Source organism: Halorussus amylolyticus, assembly GCF_004143485.2.
GTDB lineage: Archaea > Halobacteriota > Halobacteria > Halobacteriales > Haladaptataceae > Halorussus > Halorussus amylolyticus.
Genome location: NZ_ML974139.1, coordinates 33,040 through 47,981, shown reverse-complemented (window position 1 = coordinate 47,981; position 14,942 = coordinate 33,040). Strand labels below are relative to the sequence as shown.

Annotated in this window: 12 protein-coding genes; 4 read left to right on the top strand and 8 right to left on the bottom strand. The window is 66.6% G+C overall.

All coding sequences use genetic code 11. The annotated features are described in order from the left end of the window. Positions 1–80 precede the first annotated feature (80 nt). The 7 genes from EKH81_RS15555 to EKH81_RS15525 all read right to left on the bottom strand — a co-directional run bounded on the left by EKH81_RS15555 (position 81) and on the right by EKH81_RS15525 (position 7,400). Complete coding sequence (locus EKH81_RS15555; protein WP_132060033.1) at positions 81–1,382, bottom strand: DUF8130 domain-containing protein; 1,302 nt, start codon at positions 1,380–1,382, stop codon at positions 81–83. 228 nt (positions 1,383–1,610) lie between these two features. Further along, positions 1,611–2,315, bottom strand: a complete 705-nt coding sequence (locus tag EKH81_RS15550) for an ABC transporter ATP-binding protein (RefSeq protein ID WP_132060031.1) — start codon at positions 2,313–2,315, stop codon at positions 1,611–1,613. Between the two features lie 79 nt (positions 2,316–2,394). Continuing rightward, entirely contained in the window at positions 2,395–3,150 is a 756-nt protein-coding gene (locus EKH81_RS15545; protein WP_132060030.1) for an ABC transporter ATP-binding protein, read from the bottom strand. Next, positions 3,147–4,214: a branched-chain amino acid ABC transporter permease gene (locus tag EKH81_RS15540; protein WP_132060028.1), complete on the bottom strand. Its 1,068-nt coding sequence runs from the start codon at positions 4,212–4,214 to the stop codon at positions 3,147–3,149. The genes EKH81_RS15545 and EKH81_RS15540 overlap by 4 nt, the downstream gene beginning before the upstream one ends. Continuing rightward, positions 4,211–5,125: a branched-chain amino acid ABC transporter permease gene (locus tag EKH81_RS15535; RefSeq protein WP_132060026.1), complete on the bottom strand. Its 915-nt coding sequence runs from the start codon at positions 5,123–5,125 to the stop codon at positions 4,211–4,213. The genes EKH81_RS15540 and EKH81_RS15535 overlap by 4 nt, the downstream gene beginning before the upstream one ends. A 3-nt stretch (positions 5,126–5,128) precedes the next feature. Next, positions 5,129–6,433, bottom strand: a complete 1,305-nt coding sequence (locus EKH81_RS15530) for an ABC transporter substrate-binding protein (RefSeq protein ID WP_132060024.1) — start codon at positions 6,431–6,433, stop codon at positions 5,129–5,131. Between the two features lie 229 nt (positions 6,434–6,662). Next, a complete protein-coding gene (locus tag EKH81_RS15525) occupies positions 6,663–7,400 on the bottom strand; it encodes a metal-dependent hydrolase (RefSeq protein ID WP_132060022.1) in 738 nt (245 codons plus the stop codon). A gap of 259 nt (positions 7,401–7,659) precedes the next feature. Here EKH81_RS15525 and EKH81_RS15520 point away from each other — a divergent pair, with 259 nt between their 5' ends. The 4 genes from EKH81_RS15520 (at position 7,660) to EKH81_RS15505 (ending at position 12,900) form a co-directional block, all read left to right on the top strand. Beyond that, positions 7,660–8,547, top strand: coding sequence for a glycerophosphodiester phosphodiesterase (locus EKH81_RS15520; RefSeq protein WP_132060020.1), 888 nt, complete (start codon positions 7,660–7,662; stop codon positions 8,545–8,547). A gap of 94 nt (positions 8,548–8,641) precedes the next feature. After that, positions 8,642–10,252, top strand: a complete 1,611-nt coding sequence (locus tag EKH81_RS15515; RefSeq protein WP_132060018.1) for an HAD-IIA family hydrolase — start codon at positions 8,642–8,644, stop codon at positions 10,250–10,252. A 68-nt stretch (positions 10,253–10,320) separates the two neighbouring features. Further along, positions 10,321–11,109, top strand: a complete 789-nt coding sequence (locus tag EKH81_RS15510) for a sugar phosphate isomerase/epimerase family protein (RefSeq protein WP_132060016.1) — start codon at positions 10,321–10,323, stop codon at positions 11,107–11,109. A 366-nt stretch (positions 11,110–11,475) separates the two neighbouring features. Beyond that, the gene (locus EKH81_RS15505; protein WP_132060014.1) at positions 11,476–12,900 is read left to right on the top strand and encodes an FAD-binding oxidoreductase; all 1,425 of its coding nucleotides are present in this window, start codon (positions 11,476–11,478) and stop codon (positions 12,898–12,900) included. Positions 12,901–12,924: 24 nt separating this feature from the next. On the opposite strand, the gene EKH81_RS15500 is transcribed toward EKH81_RS15505, so the two are convergent. Next, positions 12,925–14,622, bottom strand: coding sequence for a thiamine pyrophosphate-binding protein (locus EKH81_RS15500; RefSeq protein ID WP_132060012.1), 1,698 nt, complete (start codon positions 14,620–14,622; stop codon positions 12,925–12,927). Between the last annotated feature and the right edge of the window lie 320 nt (positions 14,623–14,942).

Sequence of the window (14,942 nt, the reverse complement as noted above, 5' to 3'; positions counted from 1 at the left end):
CCCGCCTCCCGGTGTGCGCGGGGCCGCGTTTTCCCGTGGGGCGCGGGGCCGCCGCGGGGGGGGGGGGGCCGCGACGGTCGTTACTCGACCGAGAACACCACGCGGAATCGGAGATTCGAACTGCCTTCGCCCGCTGGGCTTCCTGTCTTTTCGACGCCCACCGACCCCTCGACCGCGTACTCGCCGGTCGAAAGGTCCGAATCGACCACGTACGTCTCGCTTACGCTCTCGCCGGGCGCGAGGGCCGAGGCGAGCGCGATGTCGTTGACGGATTGAATCTCGCGACCCTCGGTTCGAACGTGGTCGCTCTCGGCGTAGGCGTCTGTCCAGAGGAGTCGGCGACCCTCGGGGTCGCCGACCGGATGGAAGCGGAGGACGCCGAACGGCCGGGGCGCGCCGGTCGTGAGTCGGCGCTCGGCGTCGGCGTCGTTCCGGAGCGAGAGTCGCACCTCGCCCGCGTCGAACTCGGCCGCCACCGAGACGGCGACCGACCCGCGCTTCTCGACGTGGCTGGTGTAGAAGGTGCCGTCGAGGTAGATGTACTCGTGGCCGTCGAGACCGTCGAGGAAGCCGTCGGGCGCGCGCCCGAAGCCGTACGCGCCCGAGGTCTCCCCCGCCGAGCGGACGAGGTCACGGACCGGTTCGGGTTCTTCCGAGACGTTCCACACGTCACCGCGGGCCGCTTCTGAGACCGGAACCTCGGTGGCCGAGACCGTGTAGGGCGCGCCGTCGTCCTCGACTTCGACCGACAGCGCGAGCAGGTCGCCCCGGTACCGGACCGCGGCGTAGGTATCGAGAAACTCCCGGAGCGCGGGCCAGACGTCGGTCAGGTCGATGCCCTCCTCGCGCGCGATTCGGAGCAGGCCGGTCATCACTCTTCCGTCGTGGGTGACCGCAGTTTCGTACTCCTCGGCCGACGCGATTTCGCCGTCAACGTCGGATTCGGCGACAGCTTCGGCCGCGATGGCGGTCGTCGGGAAGGTGTGTTCGAGGCGGAAGTACGCGCCGTCGCGCTCGACGTGGGGCGTCGAACTCGCGAATCGCACGAGCCACTCGGGTCGGTCGTCGGTCTCGTACCCCTCGTCGCGTGCGATTTCGAACACCTCCCGCTCGCGCTCGCCGAGGTCCGAGAAGGCGGTGATGCCGCCGCTCGGGTCGCCGCCGAGGTCGTTGAGTCGGACGACGTAGTCGAACGTCTCGACGCGCTCGATTGCGAACGGGCTACCGTCGCTCGCGGCCATCTCGGTCGTCCCGGAAGTTTCGGAGCGAGTCGCGGCGTCGGTGGTGGAGTCGGGCGATTCGGCGACGGGGTCGGGCGCGCCTAAACAGCCAGCGGTCGCCAGCGCGCCGACGGCGAGGTGGAGGAACGGGCGGCGCTTCATACGGGTGGACGCGTCTCGAAGTTCAAAAGTATAGGGGAATTAAAACGGATAACTATGACCGACGACGAACTCCGGCAGTCCAAACTGCAGTTCGGACGCGGTGTTTTGTGACGTGATAGAGTGTGAGGACGCCGGAAACACACCGCGCTGGCGGCGTCTCGGGAATCGAGACGACTACCGTTCGAAACGCGACCGGCCGCACAAAAAATACTGCCGAGCGTTCGACGACTATCCGCCGAGGAACTGCTTGCGGACCTCGTCGTCGCCGAGAAGGTCGTCGCCCGACCCCTCGTAGCGATTCTCGCCTTGGGCCAGCACGTAGCCCCGGTCGCACCGTCGCAGGGCCTCCTTGGCGTTCTGCTCGACCATTAGGACCGCGGTGCCCGCCTCGTTGACCGCGTCCACGCGGTCGAACATCTCGTCCACGAGGTCGGGCGCGAGTCCCGCCGAAGGTTCGTCGAGCAGGAGCAGGTCGGGGTCGAGCATCAGCGCACACCCCATCGCGAGCATCTGCTGTTGGCCGCCCGAGAGCGTGCCCGCGTCCATGTCGAGCCTGTCGGCCAGAATAGGGAAGCGGTCGAATACCGCCTGTCGTCGCTCCTCGGGCACCTCGTCGAGGATGTACGCGCCGAGTCGGAGGTTCTCCTCGACCGTGAGCGAGGGGAAGACGTTCTCGGTCTGTGGGACGTAGCTGAGTCCCTCGTGGATGACCTCCTCGGGCGGGAGGTGGGTGATGTCGGTCCCCGCGAACGTGATGGAGCCGGCCATCCGGTCGGCGAGACCGAACACCGACTTCATCGCGGTGGACTTCCCGGCCCCGTTCGGGCCGACGATGGCGACGTACTCGCCCGAATCCACGTCGAGGTCGATGTCCGAGAGGACCTTCAGGTCGCCGTAGCCCGCGTCGAGGCTCGAAACGTGGAGGAGGCTCACGCGACCACCTCCGGCGAGTCGTGGTCGCTCTGCGCGCGTCCCAACTGCGAGTCGTTGTGAGTGTGTCGTTCGTTCATGGTCACTCTCCGAGATAGGCGTCGATGACGCGCTCGTCCGACAGCACCGCCTCGGGTTCGCCCTCCACGAGCAGGCTCCCCTGCTGGAGGACGACGAGGCGGTCGACGAGTTCGGTCAGCGTTTCGAGTTCGTGTTCGATGACGACCACCGTCATCCCTTCGTCGTTGAGACCGCGGATGCGCTCCGCGATTTCCTTCGTCAGCGTGGGGTTCACGCCCGCGAAGGGTTCGTCGAGCAGGAGCAGGTCGGGGTCGAGCATCAGCACCCGCGCGAGTTCGAGCAGTTTTCGCTGGCCGCCCGACAGATTGCTGGAGTACTCGTCGGCGAGGTGGTCGAGTTCGAACGCCTCGATGAGGTGGTCGGCGCGTTCGCGCACCTCGCGCTCGTGGGTCTGCATTGAGTCCGTGCGTGCGAGCGCGGGCAGGGTGCGCTCGCCGGGTTGGTCGGGTCCGGCGAGTCGGACGTTGTCCCTGACCGTCATGGTTTCGAGTTCGCGGGTGTTCTGGAACGTCCGGACCATTCCGGCCCGCGCCAGTTCCTCGGGCGGGTCGCCGGTCACGTCGTCGCCGTCGAAGGTGACCCGCCCGCCGTCGGGCGTGATGACGCCGCTGACGCAGTTGAAGAACGTGGACTTCCCGGCACCGTTCGGTCCCATCACGCCGACCAACTCTCCGCGCTCGACCGAGACTGAGAGTTCGTCGATGGCTCGCAGGCCGCCGAACTCCTTGACAAGACCGTTCACGTCGAGGAGGCTCACGAGTCCACCCCCAGTTCCTTCGGGTCGCCCCAGATTCCGGCGGGCCGGTAGCGGATGACCGCGACCAGAATCATGCCGACCACGATGAGTCGGATGGACGCGAACGCGTCGGCCGAGACCGGAGCCACGTCGAGCGCGAACCGCGACAGCAGGCGCAGGCCCATGATGACCGCGAGGCCCGCGAGCACCGCGCGGTGGTTCGACGCGCCGCCGAGCAACATCCCAATCCAAATCGTGACCGTGACCTGAATCGTGAAGTAGCCCGGCGCGACCGTGCCGTTGTAGAGCGCGAACAGGCCGCCCGCGAGGCCCGCGAGCGCCGCGCCGTAGACGAACGACTGCATCTTGTAAGTGAACGTCGATTTCCCGACCGACCGGGTCACGAGTTCGTCGGCGCGAATCGCGCGCAGGACGCGGCCGTACGGCGAGTCGGTCAGCCGAGTCACGACCGCGAACGTGAACGCGGTGACGCCGCCGATGAACAGCAGCGTGGCGAGCATCGTGGTGTCGGTGTCACCGGCGAGGTCGGCCAGCGGCGTCGGCACGCCGAGAATCCCGGTGTTGCCGCCGAACACCTCCCGGAAGTTGACGAACACGGAGTGGAATATCTCGGCGGTCGCGAGCGTGGCGACCGCGAGGAAGTCGTCGCGGAGTCGGAGCGAAGTGGCTCCGACGATAGCGCCGAGCAGCGCCGCGACGAGGACGCCAGCCACCAGCGCCACCAGCCACGGGTAGCCCAGTCCGATTCCCACGAAGGGGTTCTGAGCCGACAGCATCGCGACGGTGTAGCCGCCGACCGCGAAGAAGACGACGTGGCCGAAGTTGACCAGTCCGGTGTGGCCGTACTGAAGGTCGAGTCCGAGGACGAGAATCCCGTAGATGACGAACATGGTTCCGACCTCGAAGAAGACGAACAGCTCGCCGGGCAGGGCCACCGCGACCGGGGTCGCCGCGAGCACGAGCGCCAGCGCGACGGCGAAGCCGCCGAGCAGGAGCGCCCGGTCGCCGTCGTCCTCAGGGAGTCGGTCTCCAATGCCTGCGGGCAGGCGGTCGGCGAGACTCACGCCTCACGCACCTCCTGACCCGCGATACCGCTGGGTTTGACGAGCAAGACGACGATGAGGATGAGGAACGCCATCGCCGTCGAGAGGCCGGTCATCCCGGTCGGCAGGAACGCCACCGACAGTGCTACCACGAGACCGATGACGTACGACCCCGCGATTGCACCGTACGGACTCCCCGCGCCGCCGAGGATGGCGGCCGAGAGTATCTGGAGGATGTGGCTGAAGCCAGTCGTGGAACTCACGCTGGTCTGGATGCCGATGAGGACGCCCGCGAGACCCGCGAGCACTCCGGCCAGCACCCACACGCTGTCCCGAATCATCTGCGTGTCGATACCCCGAACGCGAGCGAGGTCCTCGTCGTCGCCCATCGCGCGCATCGCGATGCCGACGTCGGTCCGGGTCAGCAGTGCGTGAAGAATCACGAAGACAGCCACCGCGCTCCCGATGACTATGAGGTGTTCGGAGGTGACGAACACGCCGCCGAGCAGGTCCACCGACCCGACCGAGAGGTCGGGCAGGCCGTCGAACCGGAAGGTCGTGGTCTCGGTGTCGAAGTACCGCGACCCCTGGCCCGCGGTCAGTCGAATCGCGTTTCGGAGCGCGAGTCCGAGACCGATGGAGGTCAGAAGCATCGGCACCGGGCCGGTGTGGTTGATGGGCGTGAAGAAGGCTCTGGCGAGCACGAGGCTCGCGATGCCCCCGCCCACCATCGCCACGAGCGCGGCGACCGGCAGGGGAAGCGGGAGCGCTCCCGCCGCGAGCACGCCGACGAGCGCGCCGACGGTGACGTACTCGCCGTACGCGAAGTTTATCATGTTCACGATGCCGTAAATCAGGGTGAACCCGATTGCGGCGATGGCGATGTACGACCCCGTCACGAGGCCGAAGACGATATTCTGGGCGAGTCCCATGGCTCAGTACTGGTCTTCCGGGACGAACTCGCTCAGTTCTTCGGCCGGGATGACTTCCTCTTCGACGAACTCCCCGTCCTGTACGGAGTTGATAATCACCGAGCCGAACACGTTTCCGAAGTCGGTGAACGAGGTGTTCGTGGCCGCACCCCGGTAGACGATTTCCTCGTCGTTGTCGAGCGCCTCCTTGCCCTCCTCGAAGGTCGCCACTTCGGTCCCGTCGCCTCGGGTCACGGGGCCGAGACTCTGCTCGATGGCTTCCGGCGTCGCCTCACCGGCGTGCTCGACCGCGAGCGCGGTCACCTGAATGGCGTCCCACGCCGGGGGCGTCCACGCGTTGATTTCGGCGTCGCCGTCCATGCTCTCGTAGGCGTCGAGGAACGTGTCGTAGCTCGGTCCCGACTGGCCGGGGCTGGCGGCCCACGCGCCTTCGAGCGCGTCGCCGACCTGCTCTACGAGTTCGTTCTGCGAGAGCGGGTCCGAGAGGATGGGCTGGCTCCCGTAGTCGCCGTCGGCCCAGTCGCTCATCATGGTCGTGGCGTCTTCCAGCGGCATGCTGACCGCGAACGCGCTGAAGTCGGCCTCGAACAGCCGACTGAGCGCGGACTGGTAGCTCGATTCACCGAGACTGACTTCGACTCGCTCGGCGACCGAACCGCCGCCCTCCTCGTAGGCGTTGAGGAACCCTTCGACCCAGCTACGCTCGCCTTCGGAGTTCCCGTTGATGACGCCGATGGTGTCGTGGCCCTGGTCGAGCGCGCGCTTGGCCGCGCCGCCGGTGTGAACCGTGTCGCCGATGACGGTCCGCCACACCCACTCGTCGTCGTCGAGGTCGTCTGGGGTCCCCATGTCGCCGCCGCGAGTGTCGAGGAACGCCGAACCCGGCCACGGCGTCACGATGGGGGTCTCTTGCTCCTGCAGGAAGTCGAACAGCGGGTCGATTTCGCTGGAGAACAGCCCGAGGAGCGCCACCGCGTCGTCGTTCTCCACGAGCTGGGTCACGACCGACCGGGCTTCTTGGGGGTCGACCGCGGTGTCGCGCCGCTGGATTTCGAGTTCGGCACCGAGCGGGCCGCCGGCGTCGTTGATGCCTTCGAGCGCGGCGTCGGTCGCCTGCGAGACGCCGGGCTGGAGGAAGTCCCAGTCACCGGTCTGGGCGGCTGGCTGGCCGAAAACGATGGTGTCCGGCGCATCGTCGCCGTCGCTCCCGCCGAGTCCGATACAGCCAGCGGTCGCGGTGAGCCCACCAGCACCCGCGAGTTTGAGAAACGTTCTGCGGTCCGCCCCGTCCGTGTCATTCGGTGTCATCACAGTAGAGAACCATAGAGTGGTGGCATATAACTCTACCCGTCCTTGACGAGACTCGTATTTACATTATCACTAACAGCGGCGCCTAGACTAATCAAATTAATTTATTCCCTTCTTTAGTGTAGCTTCTAAAACTCCTGCCGGAGTTTGCTTCACGTTTCCTAATCCGTCCGAAGATAATTCAAAATCGGTCGCGACCGGCCGACGCCCGTGTCGGCGTGGTCGAGGTTCAGTAGTCCAGTTCCTCGCCGAGGTCGAACGTCTCGTCGCCTGCGAGCGCGTGGACCTCGGTGTCGCTCCCGACGGCCTTGACCTCGCGGGCGAAATCCTCGGGGTCCTGCTCTATCGGCGGGAAGGTGTCGTAGTGCATCGGGAAGGCGTAGTCCACGTCGAGCCAATCGACCGCGATTGCGGCCTGCCACGGTCCCATCGTGAAGTGGTCGCCGATGGGGACCGCCGCGGCGTCGGGTTCGAGGTGCGGACCGATGACGTCGCGCATCTCGGTCATCAGGCCGGTGTCGCCCGCGTGGTAGAACGTCTGGCTCTCCTCGTCGGAGACCTGCGTCGGCTTCGTGTCGCTGATGACGAACCCGGCGGGCATGCCGCCCGACGCGCCGTAGTCGGTGTCCATCCCGTTCGAGTGGTCCGCGCGGTGCATCGTCACGAAGGCGTCGCCGCACTCGACGGTGCCGCCGAGGTTCATCCCCATGCCGCCGACCGCTTCGAAGTCGCCGAACTCGTCGCGACAGTACGACACGACTTCGGGCGTCGCCACGAGTTTCGTCCCCTCGTAGCGGTCCACGTCGCCGATGTGGTCGGCGTGGCCGTGAGTCAGCAGGAGGAAGTCGGGGTCGAGTTCCTCGGGGTCGGTGTCGGTCTTGGGGTTGTCGAAGAACGGGTCGATGAGGAGGTCCGTGTCGCCGACTTCGACGTGATACGTCGAGTGGCCGTAATAGGTGAACTTCATTCCGGGTCGAGATACGGCGGTTTCACACTTAAAAGATGATGTCGGCGAAGTGGTTTCCGATTCGGAAATCACTTCGTCGGGGTCGTTTTCGGGAGGCGTCCCGGTCGGCACGACACCCTACCGACCGCACTTCCCACCGCTCCGTACTGCTATTTATACTGGGATAGAAACCTTGAAGGTAGGCTTGTTCGAACCTCCCGGTAAGACGGCTGTGACCGCGGGACCGCCGCGGCGGTCCCGCGGTCACGCCGAACTCACCATGTCCGGCACGATTGGAACCGCAGAGTCGAAGTCGGCGAATCGAACCCTCCCCGCACTCATCGCGCACCGCGGTTTCGCGGGCGTCTACCCCGAGAACACGGTCGCGGCCGTCGAGCAGGCCGCGGCCGGGTACGGGTCGAACAGCCCGCCCGAGATGGTCGAAATCGACCTGATGGCGAGCGCCGACGGCGAACTCGTCGTCTTCCACGACTACGACCTCGGACGGCTGACCGACGCGCCCGCCGCCGTCGCCGACCAGCGCGTGTGGGAGACGCCCGCCGAGACGCTCGCCGAGTTGGAGGTGCTGGGGACCGGCGAGACGATTCCCACGCTCGACGCCGTCCTCGACGCGCTTCCGCCCGAAGTCGGCGTGAACGTCGAGTTCAAGAACCCCGGGTCCGCGGCCGTGCGCTCGCGCGAGAACCTCCCACGGGCCGACCGCGAGACACAGCGCGACCTCTGGCTCGACTTCGCCGAGCGCGCAATCGACACGCTCTCGACGTACGACCACGACGTGCTGATTTCGTCGTTCGCCGAGGGCGCGCTCGCGGCCGCCCGCGAAGTCGATAGCTCGATTCCGCTCGCCGCGGTCCTCGCCGAGTCGGTCGCCGACGGGATGGAGGTCGCCCGCCGGTACGACTGCGAGGCGGTCCACCCGCCGTGGAACATGATTTCGGGCACCGACCTGTTCAACGCCGCGTACGGGTCGCTCGGTCCGTACGACGACGTGGACCTCGTGGAAATCGCCCACGACGAGGGCCGGGCGGTCAACGTCTGGACGGTCGAAAGTTGGTATCAGGCCGACCAGCTCCGGCAGGCGGGCGTGGACGGTCTCATCGCCGACTACCCCGGCGTGCTCCGGTTCGGCGACGACGCGAGCGAGTGACTCCGAGCTGAACTGTTCGATTCGTTTGATGCAGAGGTGAGGTACGGCCAGTAGGGTTATCAACAGATACGTTGCGCTATTGAGCGGTATACTCATGAAAGGAGTCATCTTAGCGGCTGGCATCGGTTCTCGACTCCGGCCGCTCACGCTTCACGAACCCAAGGGGTGCGTTTCGGTCGATGGGACGCCGATTCTCGCGCGCCAACTCCGGGCCTACGCCGACGCGGGCGTGACCGACGTGACGGTGGTGGCTGGCTACCTCGCGGACGAGACCCGGTCGCTGTGCGAGTCGGTGGCCGCCGAGCGCCCGTCGCTCGACGTGACGGTGCGCGAGAGCGACGTGTACGCCAACACCGACAACATGTACTCGCTGTACCTCGCCCGCGAGGCGGTCGCTGGCGAGCAGTTCGTCCTCAGCAACGGCGACGTTGCGTTCGAGTCCGACCTGCTCGCCGACCTCCTCGATTCGGACGCGGACAGCGCCATCGCGTGCGACCGGGGGACCTACTCCGAGGAAGCGATGAAGGTCACGGTGGACGACGAGGGGATGGTGACACACATCGACAAGGGAATCCCCGAGCGCGCCGCACACGGCGTCTCGACCGACGTGTATCGCTTCTCGGCCGCGTTCTCGTCGATGCTGTTCGACGAGATAGCGCGAGTCATCGAACGCGAGGGCGACTACAGCGGGTGGACCGAAGCGGCCATCGACCGGCTCGTCCGGAACCGCGACCACGACGTCGAAACCGCCGACGTGACCGGCCGCGACTGGGTCGAAATCGACGACTTCGCCGACCTGAAGCGGGCCGACCTCCGATTCTCGTCGCTGTCGGATTTGGGGTCGAAGGAGGCGGTGTTCTTCGACCTCGACGGCACCGTCTACCTCGACGACGACCTCGTGGAGGGCGCGCGCGACCTCGTCGAATCGCTCCGCGAGCGCGGCGTCGAGGTGTACTTCCTGACGAACAACTCCTCGAAGTGGAAGGACGACTACGCGAACAAGCTCGCCGACCTCGGCGTGCCGGTCGATGCGGAGAACGTCTTGCTCTCGACCGACGGCGTCATCGACCACCTCCAATCGGCCGACGCGGGCGAGGTGTACGTCCTCGGCACCGAGACGATGCGCGACGCGCTCGCCGGACATGGAATCGACCTCGGCGACGAGAATCCCGACACCGTGGTCGTGGGCTTCGACACCGAACTCACCTACGAGAAGGCCCGGGCCGCGACCCTCGCGGTCCGCGACGGCGCGACCTTCCTGCTGGCACACCCCGACACGGTGTGTCCGACCGCGGAGGGGTTCGTCCCCGACTGCGGGGCCATCGGCGCGCTGATAGAGCGCGCGACCGACCAGCGCCCGTCTCGGGTGTTCGGCAAGCCCAACCCCGAGATGATAGCCCACGTCCTCGACGCCGAGGGGTACTCCCCGGACGAAGTCGCGGTCGTCGGCGACCGACTCGAAACCGACGTGGCGCTCGCCGAGAACGTCGGGTGCGAGTCGGTCTGCGTGCTGACCGGCGACGCCGACCGTATCGACGCCGAGCGGAGCGAGGTGACGCCCACGTTGGTCGCGCCGAGCGTGGCCGCACTGGCCCGGTTCGTGACTCCCAGTCCCCCGAAACCCGACGAAAGCGAACTGACCGCTGACGCCGAGGACGCCGACGCCGCGGTCCCATCGGTCGAGGGCGGTGAGACGGATGACTGACGGATCTGGACTGACCGACTGGAACGAGACGACCGACGCGGCCGAGACGACCGACCGGAGCGAAGCAAATGGCTGACGAGGTTCGCACGGGCTACGTAACGCAGACCCACACCGGGACGGTCTCGTGGCGCGACGCCGTAACCGAGGGCGCACGAATCGGGTTCGACTACGTCGAACTCTACATGGACGGCGCGACCGCGCGCACGAATCTCGACCTCGATGCTGTCGGGTCGCTGGTCGAAGACGAGGGACTCGACCTGCTGGTCCACCTCCCGTTCGCGGACCTCGACATCGGCACGCCGCGGGACCGGATTCGGGACGCGGCGCTCGACGAACACCGGGACTGCATCGACGCCGCGGCCGAGATGGGCGCGGAGAAGGCGGTCCTCCACGCGAGTTCGCACGCTTCGCCGCCTGAATGGGATTTCGAGAAAGTCAAACCTCATCTGCTCGACTCGATTCGGAACCTCGACGCCTACGCCGCCGACCGGGACATCGAAATCTGCGTCGAGAATCTGCCGGGCGTCCGGTTCACGATTCACGACTTCGAGACCGTCTTCGCCGAGACCGACGCCGGGATGACGTTCGACACGGGCCACGCCCGCGTGGACGGTCTCGACGCCGAGGCGATGGCGGACTTTCTCGCAGACCACCGCAACCGCGTGAGCCACGTCCACGCCAACGACGCCCGCGAGGCCTACGACGAACACGTCCCGACCGGGTCGGGGACCCTCGACTTCGGGACGGTGTTCGAACCCCTCCGCGAGGACTGGACCGGGACGATTTCGGCCGAAGTGTACACCTTCGATTTCGACTATCTGGAACTCAGCAAGCGAAAATTGGACGGCTTTCTCTGAGTCTCGCAGGGGGAGAATCCACCGCGGGTGGGAATTCCGAAAGACTTCGTTTCACTCGTCTTTCGACATCCCGTTCGTTCCTCACGGGATTGAAAGGGGCCGCCCGGTCGCGCTCGTCTTGGTCGCTTGCTCGGCCACGATCTGTGTCGGGAGTTGCTGAGAGACACAGATATGCCGAGCAACGACCGCGACCGGGCGGGGGCTTTCTAAACCGTCATCGCGGTTCTGCTGTCGGTTTATCGTGAGCAGACGACGGCTTTCGAAAGTAAGTCCCTAATGTCACTCTGCGAACTGTTATCGACGTATTTTTATACGAGTCGTCGCCGTCACTCCAACGCTTAAGCCCCGACCGACCCACGATAGCGTATGACGTACGACTGCTCGTTTCTCTCGGACCTCGACATCGCTGGCGACGTATCGTTCGGCGAGTCCGCGCGCGAGACTCACGCCGCCGACTTCGGCGCGGACGAACTCGGATTGGGCGTCACCCCCGACGCGGTGGTGTGGGTCGAATCGACCCCCGACGTGTCGGCGGTCCTCGCGGCCGCGAACGACCGCCGGGTCCCGGTCACGCCCTACGCCGCCGGGACGGGTCTGGAGGGCAACGCCGTCCCCGCCCACCGGGGCATCAGCCTCGACCTCTCGCGGATGAATTCGGTGCTGGACGTGCGCGCGGACGACTTCCAAATCGACGTGGAACCCGGCGTCCTCGGCGCAGAGGTGGATGAAGCGGTCGCCTCCGAGGGTCTGTTCTTCCCACCGCTCCCCTCGTCGGGCGACATCTCGACGGTCGGCGGGATGGTCGCCAACGACGCCTCGGGGATGCAGACCGTGAAGTACGGCGAGGTCGCCGACTGGGTGCTCGAACTCGAAGCCGTCCTCGCCGACGGGTCGGTGATTACGGCGGGGAGCAAGGCGGCCAAAACGTCGAGCGGCTACAACCTCGCCGACCTCCTCGTCGGGAGCGAGGGGACGCTTGCGGTCGTCACGCGAATCACCCTCCGACTCGCTGGCCGTCCCGAACAGATTCGGGGCGGTCGGGCGCTGTTCCCGTCGCTCGACGCCGCGACGCAGGCGGTGTTCGACGCGGTGCGCTCGGGCGTGGACGTGGCGAAAATCGAACTCCTGGACGAGGCGACCGCCCGTCTCGCGAACGCCTACACCGGAACCGACTTACCGGACGCGCCGACCGTCTTTCTGGAATTCCACGCGAATCACGGCGTCGAGGAGGAAATCGAGTTCTGCCGGGCGGTGTTCGACGACCACGACGCAGAGCGATTCGAGGTTGCTGAGGAGGACGAGATGGATACTCTTTGGCAAGCCCGCAAGGACCTCTCCTTTGCGCTCCAGACGTGGGACCCCGACCTCTCGCCGATGCACCCCGGCGACGTGACGGTTCCCATCAGCGACTATCCCGAAGTCGTCCACTACGTCAAGGACCTCGCCGACGAGCACGACCTGCTGGTCCCCTGCTTCGGCCACGCGGGCGACGGCAACGTCCACTACTCGGTGCTGGTGGACGAGTCCGACGACGAGCAGGTCGCGGCCGCCGAGGAACTGTACGCCGCCGTCGTCGAGCGCGTCATCGAGATGGGCGGCACCGCGACCGGCGAACACGGCATCGGTCTCGGCAAGCGCGAATTTCTGGAGGCCGAACACGGCGCGGCGACCGTCGAGACGATGCGCCGACTCAAGCGCGCGCTCGACCCCCGCGACACCCTAAATCCGGGGAAAATCTTCCCCGAGACGATGGACGGCGAGCGCGTGCAAGCAGATTCGGAAACGGAGTAAGTACAGCCTACCGACTGCGCGCTCTCAGTCGTGGACAAGCACGTCCAACACGTCGGGACCCTCGCGGTCCATCGCGTCGGCGAGCGCCGACGCGATTTCGTCGGGGTCCTCGACCAACTGGCCGCGAGCGCCGTGGCTCTCGGCGTTCTTCGGGATGTCCACCGGCGGTTCGAAGTCCATGCCGACGTAGTCGTAGTCGTCGTCCTCGCCGCCGAACAGTTTGAGCGTGTTGTCCTTCAGGATGCGGTAGTTCCGGTTGTCCGAGACGACCACGGTGAGGTCCACGTCGTAGCGCGCGGCCGAGTAGAGCGAGTGGGGGTAGTAGAGGTACGACCCGTCGCCGACGAAGCCGACCACGTCGCGGGGGTCGTCCGACTGGGCCTCCGCGATTCCCGCGCCGACCGACGCCGGGAGGCCGTAGCCCAGACCGCCGCCCTTGTTCGAGATGAGCTGTTCGGGTTCGAACGACCACCGAGTCAGCATCGCGTACTTCGAGGTCACGCCCTCGTCCACGATGTAGGCGTCCGACGCGACTTCCTGCATCGCATCTACGAGTTCGGGCTTCGAGGCTCTCGGGTCGTCGGAAGCGTCACTAGCCGCCATCTCGGCCATCTGCGCTTCGACCATCTCCTTGACGGCGGCCACGCGGTCGAGTCGGGCCTCGCGGTCGGATTCGGAGAGGCGCTCGCCGACTCGGTCCGCGAGGTCGGCGAGGACGCGTCCGGGGTCGCCGAGGACCGCGGCGTCCGCCGGCTGATTCTTGCCGACCTCCCACGAGTCGTCGCCGATGTGAATGCACGTCGTCTCGTCGGACACGAGGTCGTTCTCGTGGCGGGTCAGCGTGGTGTTGGTCGAACACCCGACGAAGACGAGCCGGTCGGTCGCCATCAGGGTCGCGGCGAGGTCCTCGTCCGGCGGGATGTACGACACCCACTGGTCGTGGTCGGTCGGGAAGTCCACCTCGCAGGACAGAATCTCGCCGTGGACGCGCGCGCCCGTCGCCTCCGCGAACTCGACCGCGGCTTCGACCGCATCGACTCCTGAGCGCGCGATTCCGTCGCCGACCACGAGCGTCACGTCGTCGGTGTCGTCCGCCAGGAGGTCGGCGGCCAGCTCTATCTGGTCGGGGTCGCCCCGGCCCGCGTCGGGAATCGGGCCGAGTCGCTCGGGCGCGTCGTCGGTCTCGGCGGTCATCACGTCGAGCGGAAGCGCGAGAAAGACCGGCCCGGTCGGCGGCGTGAGCGCCACGCGGAACGCCCGCCGGAGCATCGTCGGGAGCGCGGCCACGTCGCCGACCTCCGCGCTCCACTTGGTGAACTGGTCGGCCATCTCCACGAGGTCGCCCGACAAAATCGGCTCCTCGTGGCGGAAGTCGGTGCTGTGGTTGCCCGCGGTCACGACGAGCGGCGCGCCGGTCACGCTCGCGCCGTAGAGATTTCCGAGACCGTGGGCGAGTCCGGGCGCGACGTGGAGGTTTGCGACCCCGACCGGCATCACGGAGTCGTCGTGATGGGAGTGATACCGGCGGGTCTGGGCGTAGCCCGCGGCCATCCCCACCGCGACGTCCTCGTGGAGGCCGAGGACGTATTCGAGGTCGGCGTCGGCGAGCGCGTTCATCACCGGCAACTCCGTGGTTCCGGGGTTGCCGAACACGTGCGAAACGCCGTACTCCTCCAGCGTGTCGGCGAACAAATCGGCTCCGGTGTAGTCGTCGTCTGGCATGGTCGAACGTTCGAAAGCCGGTCCCATAACGCTACGCGTCCCCGCGGCCGATGGCCGGGAGTGTGCGGTCGCCCCCCGCGCCGACGCCGTTCTTCGTTTAAGTGCTTCCCGCGACAAGGGGTAGATACGAGGGACGACGGTTCCCGTTTTTGCGGAGTTCTCGCCTTCAGTGCGGTCTGGGCGCGAGTGAGAGCAGGATAGAGAACTATTGTCATTTTCGCAGTCTGCTGGTCGCTCCGGGAAGTAGTCCGGTAGTGTTTGGCCAACGCAGTCGTACAGTTTTGGAATGTCTGCCGGACGGGAGCAACGCCGTTACGTTG

Excerpts from the sequence above, each read along its gene's own strand:
- EKH81_RS15510 (WP_132060016.1), top strand. The coding sequence starts at position 10,321 with ATGGCTGACGAGGTTCGCACGGGCTACGTAACGCAGACCCACACCGGG.
- EKH81_RS15530 (WP_132060024.1), bottom strand. The coding sequence starts at position 6,433 with ATGACACCGAATGACACGGACGGGGCGGACCGCAGAACGTTTCTCAAA.
- EKH81_RS15520 (WP_132060020.1), top strand. The coding sequence starts at position 7,660 with ATGTCCGGCACGATTGGAACCGCAGAGTCGAAGTCGGCGAATCGAACC.
- EKH81_RS15500 (WP_132060012.1), bottom strand. The coding sequence starts at position 14,622 with ATGCCAGACGACGACTACACCGGAGCCGATTTGTTCGCCGACACGCTG.
- EKH81_RS15505 (WP_132060014.1), top strand. The coding sequence starts at position 11,476 with ATGACGTACGACTGCTCGTTTCTCTCGGACCTCGACATCGCTGGCGAC.
- EKH81_RS15535 (WP_132060026.1), bottom strand. The coding sequence starts at position 5,125 with ATGGGACTCGCCCAGAATATCGTCTTCGGCCTCGTGACGGGGTCGTAC.
- EKH81_RS15555 (WP_132060033.1), bottom strand. The coding sequence starts at position 1,382 with ATGAAGCGCCGCCCGTTCCTCCACCTCGCCGTCGGCGCGCTGGCGACC.
- EKH81_RS15525 (WP_132060022.1), bottom strand. The coding sequence starts at position 7,400 with ATGAAGTTCACCTATTACGGCCACTCGACGTATCACGTCGAAGTCGGC.
- EKH81_RS15515 (WP_132060018.1), top strand. The coding sequence starts at position 8,642 with ATGAAAGGAGTCATCTTAGCGGCTGGCATCGGTTCTCGACTCCGGCCG.